Origin of the sequence: Aliiruegeria lutimaris (genome assembly GCF_900099935.1) — a bacterium.
Classification (GTDB): Bacteria; Pseudomonadota; Alphaproteobacteria; order Rhodobacterales; family Rhodobacteraceae; genus Tropicimonas; species Tropicimonas lutimaris.
Genome location: NZ_FNEK01000013.1, coordinates 78753 through 96700, shown reverse-complemented (window position 1 = coordinate 96700; position 17948 = coordinate 78753). Strand labels below are relative to the sequence as shown.

The following is a 17948-nucleotide window of genomic DNA, read 5'->3' as shown; positions in this document are numbered from 1 at the left end:
AAGATGAACTTCCTCACCGGCAAGACGGCCGCCGAACATGGGGCCGACACGATCGGCATCCGTCCGGAGCATCTCGACATCTCTCGCGAGGGCGGGGACTGGAAAGGGATTGTCGGCGTCTCCGAACATCTCGGCTCCGACACCTTCTTCCACGTGCCGGTCGCGGATTCCGAGGCCCCGCTCACGGTTCGGGTCAGCGGGGAGGTGGATCTCCGGCGTGGCGAAGAAATCTTCGTTTCCCCGCAGATGGAACATCTCCACAAGTTCGACGCCCAGGGGCGCGCGATCGGGTAACACATTGAACTGAGGTTTATTCCTCCCCCGAGAATGCTCCCGGCGACGCAATGCCGCCGCCGGGGGGGGACGACGACCGAAATCGGCCGTGGCTCTCCTGCAAGGAAAGATACGATGACGACCACACGTGCGACCTCCTCCCAGACAGTCCGATCCCATCGCATCGGCGGTGAAGAGATCCAGGAAGTTCTCCTCACCAACCAGGCCGGCGCGCGGGCATCCATCCTCTCCTGGGGCGCAGTCCTGCGCGACCTCCAGGTGCCGCTCAAGGACAGATCTCTCCGCCGCGTGGTGCTCGGCTATGCCGATGTTGCCGATTACGCGACCAATGCACCCTATCTGGGGACGGTGGTCGGGCGGGTCTGTAACCGGATTGCGCACGGACATTTCACCCTCGACGGCACCGAATACCAGTTGCCCGTGAACGGGGCGGGAGATGTGCACCTGCATGGCGGCGATAAGGGGTTCACGCGCAGGAACTGGTCGGTGAAGGAAGCGGGCAGTGATTTCGTCCTGCTGGCGCTGGTTTCGCCCGATGGAGAGGAGGGGTATCCGGGAGAGGTCTCGGTCACCTGCCGCTACGAGCTGACGGAAGACAACGCCCTGCGCATGGAAATCGAGGGGCACACAGACGCGCCGACGCTTCTGAACATGACCAATCACAGCTATTTCACCCTCGCGGACGGAGCCATGGCGGCGCAGCATTGGTTGGAGGTCGCCTCCGATTTGCACGCCTGCGGCGCCGAACCAGATCCCGACCGGGGAGGTGCTCTCCAGCGCCGGCACGAAATACGATTTCAACGCCCTGCGGCAGATCGGCGAGGACTACGAGATCAATTTCGTGCTGAAAGGCCCGCGCGGGCTGCGGCCCGTGGCGCGGTTGGTTTCGCCGCATCGCGACCTGGAAATGGCGGTGATAACGGATCAGCCGGGCTTGTTGTTCTACACCGGCGCCGGGCTGCCCGAAGCACGTGGTCTGGACGGGCAGGTGCACGGACCCAGCCTCGGGATCTGCCTGGAGGCGGCGGGTTTCGCGGATTCGGTGAACAGACCCCATTTCCCATCGCCTGTCCTGAGGCCGGGGGAGACCTATCGCAACATCTGCGAATATCGATTCACGGCGCTCTGACGCCGGAAGCACATCTCGCCCTGGGCGAGGAAAGACAAGATGGAGAAGAACATGAAGCGTCTTGAAGGAAAATCCGCGCTGATAACCGGCTCCGCGCGCGGCATCGGAAAGGGCTTTGCTGCGGCCTATATTCGCGAGGGCGCGACGGTGGCCATCGGTGATATCAACACGGAAGCCGCGGAAGCCACCGCGAAGGAGCTTGGCGAGGGCGCCTATGCGGTCAATCTCGACGTGACCAAGCAGGAGAGCATCGATGCCGCCATCAAGGCGGTGGTCGACAAGACCGGCAAGCTCGACATCCTCGTCAACAACGCCGCCGTCTTCGACGCCGACGAAATCGTCGATATCACCCGCCAGAGCTATGAGACGCTCTATGCGATCAACGTGGCAGGCACGCTCTTCACCATGCAGGCCGCCGCACGGCAAATGATCAAGGAGGGCCATGGCGGCAAGATCATCAACATGGCCTCCCAGGCGGGCCGTCGCGGCGAGAGCCTCGTGGCGATCTATTGCTCGACCAAGGCGGCGGTGATCTCACTGACGCAATCGGCCGGCCTGAACCTGATCAAGCACGGCATCAACGTCAACGCCATCGCACCAGGCGTGGTTGCGGGCGAGCACTGGGTCGGGGTGGATGCGAAATTCGCCAAGCTCGAAGGCAAGGAGCCTGGACAGAAGCGCGCCGAGGTCGAGGCCGGGGTGCCGGCGGGACGGTTTGCCACGCCCGAGGACATGGCAGGCATGGCGATCTTCCTCGCCTCCTCCGAGTCCGACTACATCGTTTCCCAGACGTATAACGTCGATGGCGGCCAGTGGATGAGCTGATGAAACTGAATGCACAAACTCTTTCGCAGCTCGACCCGCGTATAGCGGTCCCAAGCTATGATCGTTCCCAACTCAAGCCCGGCATCCTGCATGTGGGCCTGGGCAATTTCCATCGCGCCCACCAGGCTTTCTATGCCAACCAGCTTCTCAATACCGGCGGCTCGCCCGACTGGGGCATTCTTGGCGCGGGCGTCATGCCAACCGATGCCGCCATGCGCGCCGACCTGGAAGCGCAGGACTGGCTCTACTCGGTGACCAAACAGGGGGCCGGGACCGAGGAAGTCGAGGTTTCGGGCGTGATGTGCGGCTTCTTGCCGGTCGAGGAAGGGCACGGGCCCATCATCGAGGCGATGCAGAACCCGGATGTCCGGATCGTCTCTCTTACCGTGACCGAGGGCGGTTATTACGTCTCCGCCGAGACCGGCGGTTTCAACCCTGAAGCGCCAGATATCCGCGCCGATATCGCCAGCCCCGACAAGCCGAAGACAGTGTTTGGCGCCATCGTGGCCGGGCTCAAGGCGCGCCGCGATGCGGGTCAGGTGCCGTTCACTGTGATGTCCTGCGACAACCTCCCCCATAACGGCAATGTCACCCGCTCCGCGGTGGTTGGCGTCGCCCGCGGGCAGGATGGCGCGCTTGCCGACTGGATCGACGCCAATGTCGCCTTTCCCAACGCGATGGTGGACCGGATCACCCCCGCGACGACGTCCGAGCGCGCCGCGGGTTTGGCCGAGGAATACGGGCTTGAAGATGCCCGCCCGGTCTTCTGCGAACCCTTCCTGCAATGGGTTCTGGAGGACAATTTCACCGCCGGTCGTCCCGCCTTCGAGGAGGTCGGCGTGCAGATCGTCGAGGATGTGACGCCCTATGAGCATATGAAGATTCGCATGCTCAATGGCGGCCACGCGATCATTGCCTATCCGTCGGCTCTGCTGGGGCTGACCTACGCCCATGAGGCGATGGCCCATCCGCTCGTCTCTGCCTTCTTCGACAAGGTCGAGCGGGAAGAGATCTATAACGTGGTCGAGGCGGTCCCGGGCGCGACCCAGCCGGAATACCACGCCGCGCTTCAGGAACGTTTCGCCAACCCGGCCATTCGCGACACGATCGCCCGGCTCTGCTTCGATGGCTCCAACCGCCAGCCGAAATTCATCGTGCCTTCCGTGGCCGAGAATCTCGCGCAGGGCCGTTCCGTTCCGGGCCTCGCACTCGAAAGCGCACTTTGGTGCCGCTACTGCTTCGGCGAAGGCGAACAGCACCAGGAAATCGCCGCCAACGACCCGTCCTGGGATCGCCTCACCGGGCTCGCCCGTGAGGCACGCGACCGGCCGGCTGCCTGGCTCGAAATGCGCGACATCTACGGCGATCTCGCCGAGAAGCCCGATTTCCGGGATGCCTTCGCCGCAGCGCTCGAAAGCCTGTGGAGCAAGGGCTGCGAAGCCACGCTGAAGGCCTATCTGGGCCTATAGAGCAGTTGCCGCCGGCGCAAGTCGGCGGCACCCCACTCTCTCCCCTCGAAACTGGACCCGAAAAATGAAAGCAGTTGTCTACGACGCGTTGGGCTCGGTCATCTTCTCCGAGATCGAAACCCCGCGCCCCGCCCCCGGCGAAGTGTTGATCCGCGTCGCGGCGAGCGGCGTCTGCCACACCGATATCGACGTGCTCCACGGCCGCTATGGCACGCCCGACTTCCCGCTCGTGCCCGGGCATGAATATGCGGGTGTGGTCGAAGAACTCGGCGAGGGTGTGAGCGAATTCGCAGTCGGTGACCGCGTGGTGGTGGACCCGAACCTGAGCTGTGGCCATTGCCGCGCCTGCCGCAAGGGGTTGGCCAATCTCTGCGAAACGCTGGGTGCCTATGGCGTCTCCACCAATGGTGGTTTCGCAGAATACAGCGCTGTGAAAGCGGAGAATCTCGTCGCCATTGGCGACATGCCATTCAACACGGCAGCCCTGGCCGAACCCATGGGCTGCGTTCTCAATGGTGTCGAAGCGATTGGAACGGAAGGTGTCGAGAACGCGCTTGTCGTCGGCGCCGGGCCGATCGGCCTGCTGATGGCAATGGCGCTGAAGACTCGCGGCGTGGAAGAAATCGGACTTGTCGACCTCGCCCCCCACCGGTTGGAACTGGCCGAATCTTTCGGGTTTACGCCCTATGCCCCGGGCTCTGCCGAGATTGCCGCCCTTGAACATTCCGTGGATCTCTGCGTTGACGCGACCGGCGTGCCAGCGGTGGCCGCAACTCTGCCCGGCTACACCGCCAATGGCGGCAAGGTGCTCTATTTCGGTGTCTGCCCGCCGGATGCCCGTATCGAGATCTCGCCCTTCGAAGTGTTTCGCAGGCAGCTGACGATTGCGGGAGCGCATTCGCTCAACCACAATATCGCGGATGCGATCGCCGCCCTGAAGGCAACCGGTCCGAGCGTGACGCGCCTTGTTTCTCACGAAATCCCGCTTGAAGAGATTCCGAAGGTTCTGCTGAAACAGGGTCCGGAAGGAACGCTCAAGGTCCAGGCGAGGTAAGTTGGAAAAGAGCCGCCGCCCGCGTCGCAGGCGGCGGCTTTGCTTTCGCAGTGGCGCCTACTGCTTCAGGGCGGTCCAGATGCGGTCATAGACGGCCTGGGTTTCCGCGTCGCAGGCCTCGATAAAGATGCCGGGCCCGGCGTCGGCGGGCGGGTTGGCTTCGGGCAGGGTGCGCAGTTCCTCGTCGAGAAGCGGGGTGACGCCCTCGATGCCCGCGGAATACTGCGTCCAGTTTGTCAGGATCGCGACATTCTCCGGCTCCAGCAGGAAGTCCATGAGCTTGAGCGCGTTTGCGCGGTTCGGCGCGTCCTGGAGCAACACCATGTTGTCCATCCAGACGATATATCCCTGCTTCGGATATGCGTATTCGGTATTGGCACCCTCGGCGCGCGCCTTGGCGTTGAAGCCGTTCCAGATCATCCCGGCGGCGGCATCGCCGGATACCAGAACTTCCTTGGCGGTGTCGGAGTTGAACGATACCCAGTTCGACTTGGCGGCCTGCAGCATGTCGTTGAGCGCCTTGAGCTGGTCACGATCGGTGCTGCATTGCTCGATGCCCATATGGATGGCGGCCATGGCCATCACCTCACCCTGCGTGTCGAGCATGTTGACCTTGCCGGCAAGCTCGGCGGGGCTGTCGAAGAGAATGTCCGTGGTGGCGATATCGCCCTGATAAACATCGCGGTTCACCGCGAAGCTGGTCGATCCCCACTGATAGGGGATGGAGTATTTGCGGCCCGCATCGAAGGCCACGTCGAGCCATTTCTGCTCGATATTGCCCTTGTTGGCCAGCTCGCCTTCCTTGATCTCATCGAGCATGCCCTCGCCGGCCATGATCTTGACCATGTAATCGGCCGGTACAGAGACATCATATGTGCCCATGCCGCCCGCCTTGAGCGTTGCCAGCATCGCCTCGTTGGAATCGTATGTATCCATGACGATCTCGATACCGGTCTCGGCGGTGAACTTGTCGATCAACTCCTGCGGCATGTACTCGAAGAAGTGGAACACAACCACTTTCTCTTCGGCTGCGGCAGCCGTCGCAACCAGGGCAAGGGCCGTGGTCGCGGCCAGCCTTGCAAACGTGTTTTTCATGACATGTCTCCTCTGTTGGATCATTTCGTGGTGTCGGATCTGCTCACCAGCCAGGACAGCGTGACCAGCAGGATGGACAGGCCCAGAAGCAGGGTCGAAATCGCCATTATGTTGGGCTGGATGCCCCGCTTCACGGCGCCGAAGATCGCCGTGGGCAGGGTCTCCACACCCGCGCCCTTGACGAAATTGGTGATGATGAAGTCGTCGAGGCTGACAATGAAGGCGAGCAGGTAGCCCGACACGATGCCGGGTGCCATCAGCGGCAGAAGGATGCGCGTGAAGGTCTGCCGTTTCGTGGCGTAGAGATCGAGCGCGGCCTCCTCGTAGGCGGGTCCGATCCCCTGCATCCGCGCAGAGATCGGCAGATAGGCGAAGGGGATGCAGAAGACGACATGCGCGATAAGGATGGACAGAAGCCCGCGTTCGAGCGCGATGGCGTTGAAGAAGATCAGCGTCGCCACGGCAGTGACGATCTCGGGCACCATAAGCGGCAACGAGATCAGGCCAAAGGAGAGCGTGCGCGCCCGGAAGCGCCCCGTTCGGATCATGCCGGTTGCAGCCAGCGTGGCGATGGTGGTGGAGATCGTGGCCGCCGAGACGGCGATAAGAAAGCTGTTCGCCGCGGCGGTCTTGAACTTGCCGCTATCGGGGCCGGTGAAGACATCCCAGTACCAGCGCAAGCTTAGCCCTTCCCAGTTGGTGATCGAGGCGGAGGCGTTGAAGCTGTAGACGGTGACGACGATCAGCGGGGCATAGAGCACGAACAGGCAGAGGAGCGTCAGTGCGCGAAAGCCCGGAATAGTCCGAAGATTGGTGCGTCCTGCCATCGGTTACGACCGCCTTTCCGCACGCGCCTGTTGGCGCGCGAAAACGAGCAGCAACAGCAGCACGAGTGTTAGCAGGATCATCGAGGCGGCGGCACCGAAGGGCCAGTTGCCGGCATTGCCCTTGAACTGCTCTTCGATCAGCGAGCCGATCATGAAATTCCGAGCCCCGCCGAGCAGGTCCGGCGCAAGGAAGGAGCCGAGCGAGGGCACGAAGACGAGGATGCAGCCGGCGATAACGCCCGGCTTTACCGCCGGCAGGAGAATACGCCGCAGCGTCGTCCATTTCGACGCGTAGAGATCCGCCGCCGCTTCCGAGAGCGCGAAGTCATAGCGTTCCACGGCCGCGTAGATCGGCAGCACCATGAAGGGGAGGTAGGAATAGAACAGGCCAATCTGCACGGCGAGATTGGTGTTCACGATCTGCAGCGGGCTGTCGATTGCGCCTGTCCACTGCAGGAAATCGTTCAACGGCCCCTGTTCCCGCAGCAGGAATTTCATCGAAACGGTACGGATCAGCAAGTTCACCCAGTAGGGGATCGTGATCAGGAACACCCAGAGCGGGCGCGCCGTCGCGGGGCGCGTGGCGATGAAATATGCGGTGGGAAAGCCGACAACCAGGCTCATGAGCGTCGCCGCGCCCGCCTGCCAGATAGAGCGCCAGAAAATGGCGATATAGGTCCACTGGATGCGCGGGGGCTCGTCTCCGAACAACCCGCGATCGAGGAAGAACTGGTCATAGGCGGAAAGCGAGAACTCCCAGATCACGCCACCGCGATGTTCCTTCGTGAGGAAGGAATAGATCAGCATCATGATGACCGGCGCCAGCGAGAAGAAGAGCAGGACCGACCAGGCCGGCAGGAGCAGCCAACCGCGGGCCTCCCTGTACGTGCTGCTCGCGGTGCTGCCGCTCACTGTTCCACCTGCCATCAATCGACCAGGAGCCGACCGGCCCCCGCCTCCATATTGACGAAACAGGTGGCACCTTGCTCGAAGATCCGCCGGTTGCCGCGTTCCGAGTTCGAGCTGCGCAGGGTCAGGCGTGGGCCCTGCGCCAGTTCGACGATGCTGGTGATGTCCGTGCCGGTGAAGACATTCTCCACCACACGCGCCGCCAGCGCTTCCGGCCCAGTCGGTTCGGCGGTGGCAAAGAGCCGCTCCGGGCGCACCGACAAGTGTACCCTTGCGCCGTCGCGCACCCCCTCCACCGCCTCGCAGATCAGCGCATGGCCGCCGCCGAGGTGACAGGCCGCGCGCGCACCCTCGATGCGGTCCACCGTTACCTCCAGCAGATTGGTGTCGCCGATGAAATTGGCGACGAAGCGATTGCACGGACGCTCGTAGATCTCGCGCGACGCGCCCACCTGCTGCAGTTCACCTTCCGACATCACGGCGATGCGGTCGGACATGGTGAGCGCTTCCTCCTGGTCGTGGGTAACGAAGACGAAGGTGATGCCGGTTTCCCGCTGCAAGTGCTTGAGTTCGATACGCATCGCCTTGCGCAGCTTCAGGTCGAGCGCGGAAAGGGGCTCGTCCAGCAACAGCAGCTTCGGCTGCGGTGCAAGCGCGCGCGCAAGGGCGACCCGCTGCTGCTGGCCGCCGGAAAGTTGACCGGGGCGGCGATCCGCAAACTGCGAAAGCTGCACCAGCTCCAGCATCCGCCCTGCACGCTCCCGTGCTTCCGCCGGCGATTTCCCGAGCATTTCCAGACCGAAACTGACATTGTGCAACACGCTCATATGCGGAAACAGCGCATAGCTCTGGAACACGGTGTTCACGGGACGGCGATTGGGCGGCAGCGCGCCCAGATCCTCGCCGTAGAGCCGGACCGACCCTTCGGTGACTTCGTCGAAACCGGCGATGATGCGAAGCAGCGTCGTCTTCCCGCAGCCCGATGGTCCCAGGAGCGTGAAGAACTCGTTGTCGGCGATCGCGAGGCAGATCTGCTTGAGAGCCGTGAAATCGCCGAACCGCTTCACGGCATTCTGCACGTCGATCGCGTTTTGACTGCTTGTTTCTGACATTACCGTCTGCATGACGCCGGACTCGGCGGGTTCGGGGTATCGGATCGATTTGGGCTTCGCGAGCAGGCAGCCCGGCCTCCCGCCTTTGGAGCGGCGAGCAGATAGGTTGCTTGCGCGCCATGTGATCAATCAGGTTTTCACGGGCGTGTCACGCGTTCAAAAGGGCGCAGCCTGACCGGCGGCCCTCGCAAGAGAACGGGTCAGACACCACCGGGGACTCATTTCGGCGACTTATGTGATCGCCGAAAACGTCCCCGCAATCGGTGAGAGTTTTTCGTGAGAAGTTCCCTTGCTGGGAAAAGAGCGGAAACGCATGAAATCATCGAAGTTCACGGACGCGCAGAAGGCGTTCATCCTGGCGCTGATGATCTGACTCCTCGTGGAGTCGAAGGCATTTTCAGGACAGTCCCTCTCGGCAATGCATCCCAGCGACTGCCGGTTTACGCTGGCAGGGAATGGTTTTCCAAGACAACAACAGGACAACAGATCCATCACACCCTTTCGACGCGCGCAAAGGGAGCTTGAACCCGGTCGGCTCCTTTCCCCGGATTTGGAAAGAGTTCGAAGCGTGGATGTCCCCGTGTTTAAGTCGCGCCACAGCGCGATTGACCCGGCTCTATTCCTTTGAGTCCTGCGGGGCCAGGTCGTCCGGTCCGACGCGGTCGGCAAGGTCGATCAGCGCGGCAAGGATTGTCCGCTCGCGCGGACCGAGCCGGTCCGATGCACGCAATGCCTCCATTTCCGGCCGCAACAGGCCCCAACGCTGGAAAAAATCGAACAGGCTTTCGATAGGCGGCATTTCCTGCATTTCGTTCGTCATCGCTTTTCTAACCTCTGGCAGACCCCGAACCTAAGGCGGGATTCGAGCAGGCGTCGCGTGAAAAAAACGTGAAGCGCTTTGTCGCGTGGTATTTACCATCTAGGAAAATGCCATTGGCCATGGAGGACGCTTTGGCGCCGAAGCTCGAGATTTCCCTTTTCGGGACCTGTTACGTCTGCCTGATCGGCGGCGAGCGTATCGAGATTCGCGGGGCCAAGCACCGGGCGCTCTTCGCCCTGCTGGCCACGGCGCCGATGGGCCGGCGCTCGCGCGCCAACCTGCAGGAGACGCTCTGGGGGGCCTCCGATTACGACAGCGGCCACCAGAACCTGCGCCGGGCGCTGTCGGACCTGCGCAAGATCATGGGCCCGGATTTCGACACGGTGTTGCATACCACCTCCACCGACGTTCAGCTATCGCTCGACAACACCCATTTCGTCGCCGGACAGGGCGCATTTCTCAATGACCTCAACGTGCGCGAGCCGGGTTTCGTCGCCTGGCGCGATGCGCTGCGCGCACGGCCCGACCAGCTCGCAGCCCTCGGACGTGCAAGCCAGGGCGGCGCGGTCCGGCTGCGCCCGCGCATCAGCGCGCTGCCGCTTGCCGCGCCGGACGGCGACACGGCCCTGAGCGTCACCGGCGACTGGGTTGCCGAGGAAATCTGCCGCTCGCTCTCCCGCTCCACCCTGCTCACCGTGATCTCGCATCTGTCGGGCCGGGCGATGGCGCAGCGGATGATCGATATCGCCGATGTGCGCGCAACGCTCGGGTGGATTACCTCGTGACCGGAACGATCCGGCGCTCCGGAGCGGACGTGATCTGCGATTTCGATTTCCTCGATGTCGCGACCGGCGAGATCCTGTGGAATCGCAATATCCTTGTCGCCGAGGCCGCGGCAACGATGGCGCTTCCGGAGCGGCTGGCCGATGTTCTGCAGGCCATCGGGCGCTCGGTGGCGCAGACCACGCTGCGCAACCTGCGCGGGCTGACCCTGCCCGAGATTGCCGATCATGAATTGCTGATTGCCGGTGTCGCCTCAATGCACCGCCGCGCGTTGCGCGATTTCCTGACCGCGCGGCAATATCTCGAAGAGAGCGCCGCCCGCGCCCCGCGTTCGACCGATGTCCATGCCTGGCTCGGAAAATGGCACATCCTCAACGTCTTCAAGGGCTATTCCACCGACCGGGGGAGCGATACCCAGCGGGCGCTGGACTGTACCGCCCGCGCGCTCGATCTCGACCCCGATTCCAGCTTCGCGCTGACCATCGACGGTTTTGCCCATGCCAATATCCTGGGCGAGATCGACGAGGCGGACCGGCGCTACACCGCGGCCCTCGACCGCAACCCGAACGAGAGCCTGAGCTGGCTGCTGCGCGGGGCGCTGCTGGCCTTCCAGGATGACGGGACGGGCGCCGTGCAGGCGACCGACACGGCGCGGCGCCTCTCGCCCATCGACCCGTTCGGCTATTACTTCGATTCACTGGCCAGCTCGGCCCATCTGGCGGCAGGCAATTTCGACCGTGCCCTGGACTTCGCGGAGCGCAGCCTCTCGGCCAATGACCGGCATATTTCAACCCTGCGCACCAAGATCGCCGCCCAGCATTGCCTCGGCGACGGCGACGGGGCACGGGCGACCGCGGCGGAGTTGATGCGCCGTTTTCCGACATTTCGACTGAACGAATATCGCAGCACGCACCCCTCGGCGGAACGCCGGACAGGGCGGCTGGTGATCGAGGCACTGCGCGCCTCGGGGATTTCTTGAAGCATATAGGGAAAGGACAGGACAATGAGCCAATCGGGAGGATTCGGCGGTTTTGGTGGATTTGGCGGTTTCGGCGGCTTTGGTGGGTTCGGAGGTTTCGGCGGCTTCGGGGGTGGTACGAATTTCACCGGCCTGGGCGGGTTTCTCGGCGCGGACGATACCGGCGGCTATACGGGCTGACGACATCCGGCATCGGGATGACGGCGGAGGCGTTGCGGCATCTGGGCGGCGATGCGGTGCCACCGGTGCCGGGCGAACTGACCCCCGGCGATCCGTCCAATTACGGACGCCTCGCGGTCTGGGTGCGCGGCTCGCTGTACGTGAGCGAATACCTGTCCGGGATCGGCTGGAAGTCCTGCAACGCGGGCGACGATCATACCTCCGTCCTGCAGGTCGATGGCGCCGACTGGGTAACGCTCCACCGCCCCTCGGCGGAGCTTCTGCGCGACCAGACGCGGCGGGTGTCCGATTACGCGCCGCTGCGCGAAGAACGCGGGGCGGAGATCCTGTCGCAGCTCGGTTTTCCGACGGCCTATTTCGCCATGATCCTCGGGCTGCACTCGGCCTCCAGCAAGAAGACATTCGAACTGATCACGGCAACGCAGGTCGCCGCCGCCCATTCCGCGATGATCGTCAAGACAGCGCTGGCCGTGCGGCGGCCGGACCAAGTGGACGGGCGCATCCTGCCGATGATCCCGACGCCGGGGCATGGCTCCTTCCCTTCGGCGCACGCGACGGAGGCCTATGCGGTGCTGACGGTGCTGGAGGCGCTGGTCGAAGCGTGGGGCAGCCATGCCGACCGTGCAGGCCGTGTGGCGATGCTGCGCGGGCTGGCCGAACGGATCGCGGTGAACCGGACCGTGGCAGGCGTGCATTACCCCATCGACAGCTGGGCCGGGGCAACACTGGGCCGGGCGGTCGGACGGGCGGTGCTGGGCCGCTGCGGGCGCATCGCTGAGGGTGGCGCATCCGTGCTCGACGCCACGGATGTCGATTTCTTCGATCACGATCTGCGCGATCCTGCGGCCTCGGCGGCGGCAGGGCTGAGCGTGGACACGCAAGCGCTCCGCTCCAACCCGATGCCGGCCTTCACCTGGCTCTGGGAGCAAGCGGCCGGCGAAAGCGAGGGCGGCTGAGATGTATGCGCAACGCCCACCGGAAGAGCGCATCGACCGCTATGCCGGCCCCTATGAACGCTGGGTCTTCTCCGAGGAGCTGGGTCGGCCCTATGCCTTTCCCGCGATCCGCCAGCCAGAGGCCCGCCACATGGCGGCGATCCTCGAAGGCGACGGCGACCCGTCGCAGATGAAGGACGCCGAAACGCGCCTGCCGCCACTCTGGCCGCCGCAAGCCGCCGGACACGCGGTAACTCCCTTCGTCTTTCGCAATGACAACGAGGTCGACCTGTCGCCAGACCGGGCGCTGGCGAAACGGCTGGGGACACTGACAGCGCCGGACCTGTCGCCGAGGGTGCGGCTGAACATGCCGCTCGACGCCGCGAGCTGGGTCGAAACCTACGCGCCAGAGACTCCCGCCGCGCAGTGGCGTCGCCCGGCACGGACGCCCAAGGCGATCCTCGGGGTGATCGATAACGGGCTTCCCTTCGCGCATCGGGCCTTTCTGGACACGAATGGGAAAACCCGGATCAGTCACCTTTGGTTGCAATCGGCACGCGCGCTGCCGAGCGACAGGGTCCCGGTCGGGCGCGAGATCACCAATGGCGAGATCGACGCCCTGCGCACCGCGCACGGGGCCGACGAGCGGCGGCTCTACCGTTCGGTTGGCGCCATTGATGGCGACATGCCCGAGGTCGGCCGGCTGCTCGATCACCACGCCACCCATGGCGGTCACATTCTCGGGCTGGCCGGCGGCAACGGCGCGCGGCTGCCGGGGCCGGAACTGGGTGACGATATCCAGATCGTCGCGGTGCAGCTTCCCAATACCGTCGCCTGGGACACCTCCGGCTTCGGCAAGGAGATGTTCATGCTCTCGGCGCTGCATTACATCTTTGCCCGCGCCAGCGAGATCGCCCGCGATTGCGGTGTCGCCGGAGAACTGCCGCTGGTGGTGAATTTCTCCTATGGCTGGAGCGCGGGGCGCCACGATGGCCGCTCGGAAATGGAGGCTGCGATCCAGCAAATGCTGGCGCGGCGGCGGCAGGTGCAACCCGAAACGGCGGTGGTGATGCCGACCGGGAACACGTTCGACAGCGACATGCATGCGCGCGTCGCAGCGAGCGATTTCGAAGAAGGCACCGCACGCGTCGGCTGGCGGCTGCTGCCGGATGACCGAACGTCGAGCTATCTGGAGATCTGGCTGCCCGAGGAGTTCGACCCGCAGGGCTGGCAGGTCCGCCTGATCCCGCCGCCCGGCAGCGGCCCGCTCACGGGCACCGCCATCGACATCTCCGCCGATCCCGAGCTCGACCCGGTGGGCGACCTCCGCCGCTTCGTGGAGCTGGAACGGGACGGGCACAATCTTGGCCAGCTCTCGGTGGACTTTCACCGCGGCAGCCGATGGCGTGTCATCGTCGCCATGATCCCCACCGCCGAGACCGGCACCGACCGGCGCCTGCCCTCCGGCCTCTGGACGATCGAGATCGCCCGGGGTCATGGCACGCCGATCGGCGAGAGCGAGGCGCTCTACCTCTGGCTGCAGCGCGACGACGACCCCCGCGCCCTCGGGATGGGTGGACGCCAGAGCCACCTGGAAGGTGCCAGCGGGATGGTGCGCGGCTTTGGCTGCCTCAGCGCGATCTGCTCGGCGCCGGATGCGACGCGGGTGGCAGGGCTGCAAGGCGGCACCGGTCAGCCGGCCGCCTATTCCTCCGGCGGCGGGCTGGACAGGCTCTCGGGCAACCCGGTGGCCTGGGGTGCCCAGCCGGACTTTGCCGCGCTCTCCGACCAGGGGCCGTCCCGGCCCGGCCTGCCCTCGCTCGGCACTATCTCGGGCTCAGGCGCGCGGCTGGTGGGAACGTCCGCTGCGGCGGCGCTGGCCTCGCGCTGGATGGTCAGCAACGCCGCGTCCGGCAAGGCGCTGCAAGACGGGCTCGCCCCCCTGCCGCTGCTGCCCCCCGGGGACGCGCGAATCTTGCGCGCCGCGCGGCTTGGACGAGGCCGCGTGCCCATCGAGCTCTGAAAAGGAGCAATCCGGAAACTGGACCCGCACGCCTCTGGCGCGCGGGTCTTTTCATGCCCGGTCCGTGCGCCGGCGGATCCATGCAAAAACAGGGCCAGACGGATGAATTTCAACTGCCTGGCCCCGCCAATTTGGTGATGAAATAGCTGCCTCAAAATTGCTGCCTAAAAAAGGCGTCTCGACCAACTGTGCCGCTCTCGACAATTCAACATTAACCTTTTCGCCGCCCGGGACCGGCGTGAAAAAAGGGTGAAACTTCTGTGGAGGATGGAATTTATTAATATTTTCAGATGCTTCCACACCTCAGAACAAAACACAACTCGAAGCCGGGCAAGGCACGTCCTTGAGATTGCTCGATTAAGTCCGTTTTCACCCTGTCTCACAGCCAATTCACTCACCGCGAATCCAAGCGCAACGCACCCTGACGACATTGGCCACGCTCTGAAGCGGGCAGACTGCCAGGAGATTGCGATATGAAACTCGATGATATGATGGGCTACGTCGTGGACCGGCTCTACGAAGGGCTGACCGGAGGAACGGCGGACTTGCCTCTGCCCGCCAATGTGCAGCTGAACTTCACCCAGCCGGGCATTCCCTTCCACGAGAGCTTTTTCGACTTTGCCATTGCCGGCCCCTTTGCCGGCCCGACCCCGGCGACGCTGGACGATTTCGGCGAGCTTGTCGAAACGCTCATGGGCCCCGCTCAGGACGGCGACGGCAACGACAATCGCGGCGACGCGGAACCCAGCCCGCTGGGCATGAGCCGCGACAAGGCGGTCGAAGAGGCCAAGCGGATGTACCAGCAGCACCTGCTGGGATGCTGGGAGCAATGGTCCCGCCTCGTCGATTTCATCCCTTCGCCGAAACCAACCGGCAATCACAACGAATGGGGCGCCAATCGCGGCGAGGGCAAGCACAAGCATGTCTCCGTCGTCTACGCCCAGAACAACCGCCGGCTCAGCCGCACCTTCGCCGATACGCTGCGGATGTGCGAGGTGGCCGACGACCAACTCACCGACGATCAGAAGAACCTGATCGAGCGGATGCGCCGGCTGCTCTCCGTCGAGGTGGAGGTCGAGGATTTCCTGACCGGCGAGAAGAAGATGGAGACCCGCGACAGCCCGGCCATGATCGCCTACTCGGCCAAGAAACAGGCCTATGAAAACGCGGTCATCGAATATGCCACCAAGCTGAGCCTGGCCAATAACGGCACTTCCGGCGACATGATCGAGTGGCAGCAATCGGGCGGCATCTACAAGCGCCGCGCGACCGAGGCCCTGCGCGACTGGATCGCCAACGGCTACAAGAACGATATCGAACGCGCCCAGGCGATGATCTCGCATATCACCGGCCGCTCGATGGTGCTGTGGAAGGATAACCTCGTGCAGGGGCTCGACCATGTCGAGAACAACACGACCGGCGCCTATGGCTACCCGTTCTACCCGGCCTCCGTCATCCCCGGCGCCTTTGCCCGTTCCGGCGGCTGGACCCGGTTCTCCGAGCGCAACCTGAGCCGCAAGATGTCCTCCTCCTCCACCTCCCGCTCCGGCGGTGGCAGCTTCGGGCTTTCGCTCGGCTTCGTCACCATCGGCGGCTCCGGCGGCGGCGGCAAGACGGAGCATCAGCGGGACTTCTCCTCCTCCTCCTTCGGCATGGAATTCTCCTATGCCCCAGTCGAGATCATGCGGCCCTGGTTCCACCCCGATTTCTTCTTGTCGCGCGGCTGGCGCCCCTCGGCGGGCTTCAAGCGCGAATACGACACCAACGTCCATTCCGACGGCAAGAACCCGCCCTCCGGCGCGCTGATCGGCTACCCGACCAAGGCGCTCTTCGTGAAGGACCTGGTGATCCATTCCAGCGAGGTCGTCTCCTTCATGAAGAGCCAGGAGAGCCATGTGAATGGCGGCGGTTTCGTCGGCATAGGCCCGTTCTGCATCGGCGGCCGCTACCAGCAGTCGAACCGCTCCTCGGAGAGCAATTTCGACTATGACGGCGCCTCGATCCGCATCAAGGGCATGCAGCTTGTCGGCTTCCTGTCGGCCCGCATTCCGGAATCGTCCAACCCGTCTCCTGACGTCAAGAAATGGGCCTGAGGGTGGTGTGATGGACAGTGGCGTTCACATCGGCCTCACCGCGTGGCTCCACCACCGGTGCGACGGCGAAGGCTTCGCGGCCTGGCCCGGCGCCCCGGTGGCCCTGCGGCTCGCGCGGCTGGAAGGGGCGGAGAATGCCGAGGACATGGCCCGCGTGGCCGAGTTCTCGCGGCTCGTCAACTTCGTCGCCCAGAGGGGCGCGCCCGCGCGCCCCTTCGACAGCGCCGCCCCGCTTTGGGAGGTGCATTCGGACCTGCTCGGCGCGATGGAGTTTGCCGAGCGCGCCTGGACGGAGGCCGAGAATGCGGCCTTCACCGCGGCGCGGGCGACGCTCTACGGGCCGGACGGCATGACGCCGCTCTACCGGCTCTACCAGGAGTTTCGAACCGCCTACCAGGATCTGCTGACCGCCGCGTCGGGGGCAGATGTGCTCCGCGAGGCGATGATCGCCTGGGAGCTTGAAGGCGGCAAGAGCGTGATCGAGGCCGCGATGGCGACGATCGAACGGTTGATGACCCGTTCAACCCTGTCCAGAGCGCAGGCTGAACGCGATGCGCTGTTGTTCCTGCCGGTCGATCCGGCGGGCGCGGGCTACGCGATGACCGGCTTCGCGCCCATCTCGGCGCTCGACGACTCCGGCTGGATTTCCGCCAGCGTCGAGTTGAACGATATCGACGGCGCGGTCGGTCGCGCGCCGCAGCGCGAAACGGCCGGCTGGCGCAACTGGCGGCAGGGCAAGACCAGCAAGCTGTGCTTCCGCTACGCGATCCTGCTGATCGACCGCGACTGGTTCACGCCGCAGCTCTACCGCGCCGAGGACTGGAACCTGCCGGGGCAAAGGCTTGTCTCCGATGGTGGGACAGAGGGCGCATTGCCGGCCTACCCCGCCCGGCTCTACGCCGTGCGCGATGTCACGCTGAAGCCGGATCCGCCAAAGCCGTCCAAACCGCAGCGGCCACCGGTCGGCATGGTGTCTCGACCACCGGTCGCCACGCTCGGTCCGTTGCAGGCCCGCCCGTCGGTGGCAACATTGGCAAGCCGGCCGCGCCCGGTGCTCAGCACCGCCCGGTCCAAGGGGCTCTCGGCAACCACACTGGCCAAGCCGCTCAGCGCCGCACCGGTGGTCTCGGCGAGCGCCCTGCGCCCGAGCCTGTCCGCGACGGCGCTCAGCCGCCCGACCATTGCCGGAGGGCTGACGCTTTCGGCCAAGCCGGTGGCACGGCTGAAGCCCGGCACGATCGAACAGATCGGCAACCTGACGGTGCAACGCCGTCTCGCGGCGGCCCGCCAGATCGTGGCGCGCATTCCGCCCACGGGGCCACCGCCCCCCGATCCCACGCTCTGGGCCGTCGGTTTCGGCTGCGAGAGCCTTCCCGAAGCCCCGAACCCCCATCCCGGCTACGGCTGGAATTGATCCCAAG

General features: G+C 64.5%; 17 protein-coding genes and 1 pseudogene. 13 read left to right on the top strand and 5 right to left on the bottom strand.

What is annotated here, in order from left to right:
• The 6 genes and pseudogenes from BLR85_RS08385 to BLR85_RS08360 form a co-directional block, all read left to right on the top strand.
• On the top strand, nucleotides 1–294 hold a 294-nt coding region (locus BLR85_RS08385; protein ID WP_139188335.1), incomplete at its 5' end, for a TOBE domain-containing protein.
• A gap of 33 nt (nucleotides 295–327) precedes the next feature.
• A pseudogene (locus tag BLR85_RS30440) lies at nucleotides 328–999 on the top strand (aldose epimerase family protein); the annotation flags it as partial.
• A 61-nt stretch (nucleotides 1000–1060) separates the two neighbouring features.
• Nucleotides 1061–1423, top strand: a complete 363-nt coding sequence (locus tag BLR85_RS30435; RefSeq protein ID WP_425284469.1) for an aldose epimerase family protein — start codon at nucleotides 1061–1063, stop codon at nucleotides 1421–1423.
• A 51-nt stretch (nucleotides 1424–1474) separates the two neighbouring features.
• Nucleotides 1475–2248 (top strand): L-iditol 2-dehydrogenase, encoded by a 774-nt coding sequence (locus tag BLR85_RS08370; protein WP_093153510.1) that lies wholly within the window; start codon nucleotides 1475–1477, stop codon nucleotides 2246–2248.
• Nucleotides 2248–3717, top strand: a complete 1470-nt coding sequence (locus BLR85_RS08365; protein ID WP_093153465.1) for a mannitol dehydrogenase family protein — start codon at nucleotides 2248–2250, stop codon at nucleotides 3715–3717. The genes BLR85_RS08370 and BLR85_RS08365 overlap by 1 nt, the downstream gene beginning before the upstream one ends.
• A 64-nt stretch (nucleotides 3718–3781) precedes the next feature.
• Entirely contained in the window at nucleotides 3782–4771 is a 990-nt protein-coding gene (locus BLR85_RS08360) for a zinc-dependent alcohol dehydrogenase family protein (RefSeq protein ID WP_093153462.1), read from the top strand.
• A gap of 57 nt (nucleotides 4772–4828) precedes the next feature.
• Here the strand turns inward: BLR85_RS08360 and BLR85_RS08355 are convergent, their stop codons facing one another.
• The 5 genes from BLR85_RS08355 to BLR85_RS08335 all read right to left on the bottom strand — a co-directional run bounded on the left by BLR85_RS08355 (nucleotide 4829) and on the right by BLR85_RS08335 (nucleotide 9534).
• Nucleotides 4829–5866, bottom strand: coding sequence for an extracellular solute-binding protein (locus BLR85_RS08355; RefSeq protein WP_093153459.1), 1038 nt, complete (start codon nucleotides 5864–5866; stop codon nucleotides 4829–4831).
• Nucleotides 5867–5886: 20 nt separating this feature from the next.
• Entirely contained in the window at nucleotides 5887–6693 is an 807-nt protein-coding gene (locus BLR85_RS08350) for an ABC transporter permease (protein ID WP_093153456.1), read from the bottom strand.
• 3 nt (nucleotides 6694–6696) lie between these two features.
• Nucleotides 6697–7620: an ABC transporter permease gene (locus tag BLR85_RS08345; protein ID WP_093153453.1), complete on the bottom strand. Its 924-nt coding sequence runs from the start codon at nucleotides 7618–7620 to the stop codon at nucleotides 6697–6699.
• The gene (locus tag BLR85_RS08340) at nucleotides 7620–8714 is read right to left on the bottom strand and encodes an ABC transporter ATP-binding protein (RefSeq protein WP_093153450.1); all 1095 of its coding nucleotides are present in this window, start codon (nucleotides 8712–8714) and stop codon (nucleotides 7620–7622) included. The genes BLR85_RS08345 and BLR85_RS08340 overlap by 1 nt, the downstream gene beginning before the upstream one ends.
• A 616-nt stretch (nucleotides 8715–9330) precedes the next feature.
• Nucleotides 9331–9534, bottom strand: coding sequence for a hypothetical protein (locus BLR85_RS08335; RefSeq protein ID WP_093153447.1), 204 nt, complete (start codon nucleotides 9532–9534; stop codon nucleotides 9331–9333).
• A gap of 113 nt (nucleotides 9535–9647) precedes the next feature.
• Here BLR85_RS08335 and BLR85_RS29470 point away from each other — a divergent pair, with 113 nt between their 5' ends.
• The 7 genes from BLR85_RS29470 (at nucleotide 9648) to BLR85_RS08305 (ending at nucleotide 17941) form a co-directional block, all read left to right on the top strand.
• Nucleotides 9648–10319, top strand: coding sequence for an AfsR/SARP family transcriptional regulator (locus BLR85_RS29470; protein ID WP_212635036.1), 672 nt, complete (start codon nucleotides 9648–9650; stop codon nucleotides 10317–10319).
• Nucleotides 10316–11296, top strand: coding sequence for a tetratricopeptide repeat protein (locus BLR85_RS29465; protein ID WP_212635035.1), 981 nt, complete (start codon nucleotides 10316–10318; stop codon nucleotides 11294–11296). The genes BLR85_RS29470 and BLR85_RS29465 overlap by 4 nt, the downstream gene beginning before the upstream one ends.
• A gap of 24 nt (nucleotides 11297–11320) precedes the next feature.
• Nucleotides 11321–11476 carry a hypothetical protein gene (locus BLR85_RS29050; RefSeq protein ID WP_170844493.1) on the top strand — a complete coding sequence of 52 codons (156 nt, stop codon included), beginning with the start codon at nucleotides 11321–11323 and terminating at the stop codon, nucleotides 11474–11476.
• 17 nt (nucleotides 11477–11493) lie between these two features.
• Nucleotides 11494–12432 carry a phosphatase PAP2 family protein gene (locus BLR85_RS08320; RefSeq protein WP_093153444.1) on the top strand — a complete coding sequence of 313 codons (939 nt, stop codon included), beginning with the start codon at nucleotides 11494–11496 and terminating at the stop codon, nucleotides 12430–12432.
• Nucleotide 12433: 1 nt separating this feature from the next.
• The gene (locus BLR85_RS29045) at nucleotides 12434–14434 is read left to right on the top strand and encodes a S8/S53 family peptidase (protein WP_093153441.1); all 2001 of its coding nucleotides are present in this window, start codon (nucleotides 12434–12436) and stop codon (nucleotides 14432–14434) included.
• A 473-nt stretch (nucleotides 14435–14907) separates the two neighbouring features.
• Nucleotides 14908–16527: a hypothetical protein gene (locus BLR85_RS08310; RefSeq protein ID WP_093153438.1), complete on the top strand. Its 1620-nt coding sequence runs from the start codon at nucleotides 14908–14910 to the stop codon at nucleotides 16525–16527.
• Nucleotides 16528–16537: 10 nt separating this feature from the next.
• A complete protein-coding gene (locus BLR85_RS08305; protein ID WP_093153435.1) occupies nucleotides 16538–17941 on the top strand; it encodes a hypothetical protein in 1404 nt (467 codons plus the stop codon).
• The last annotated feature ends 7 nt before the right edge of the window (nucleotides 17942–17948 follow it).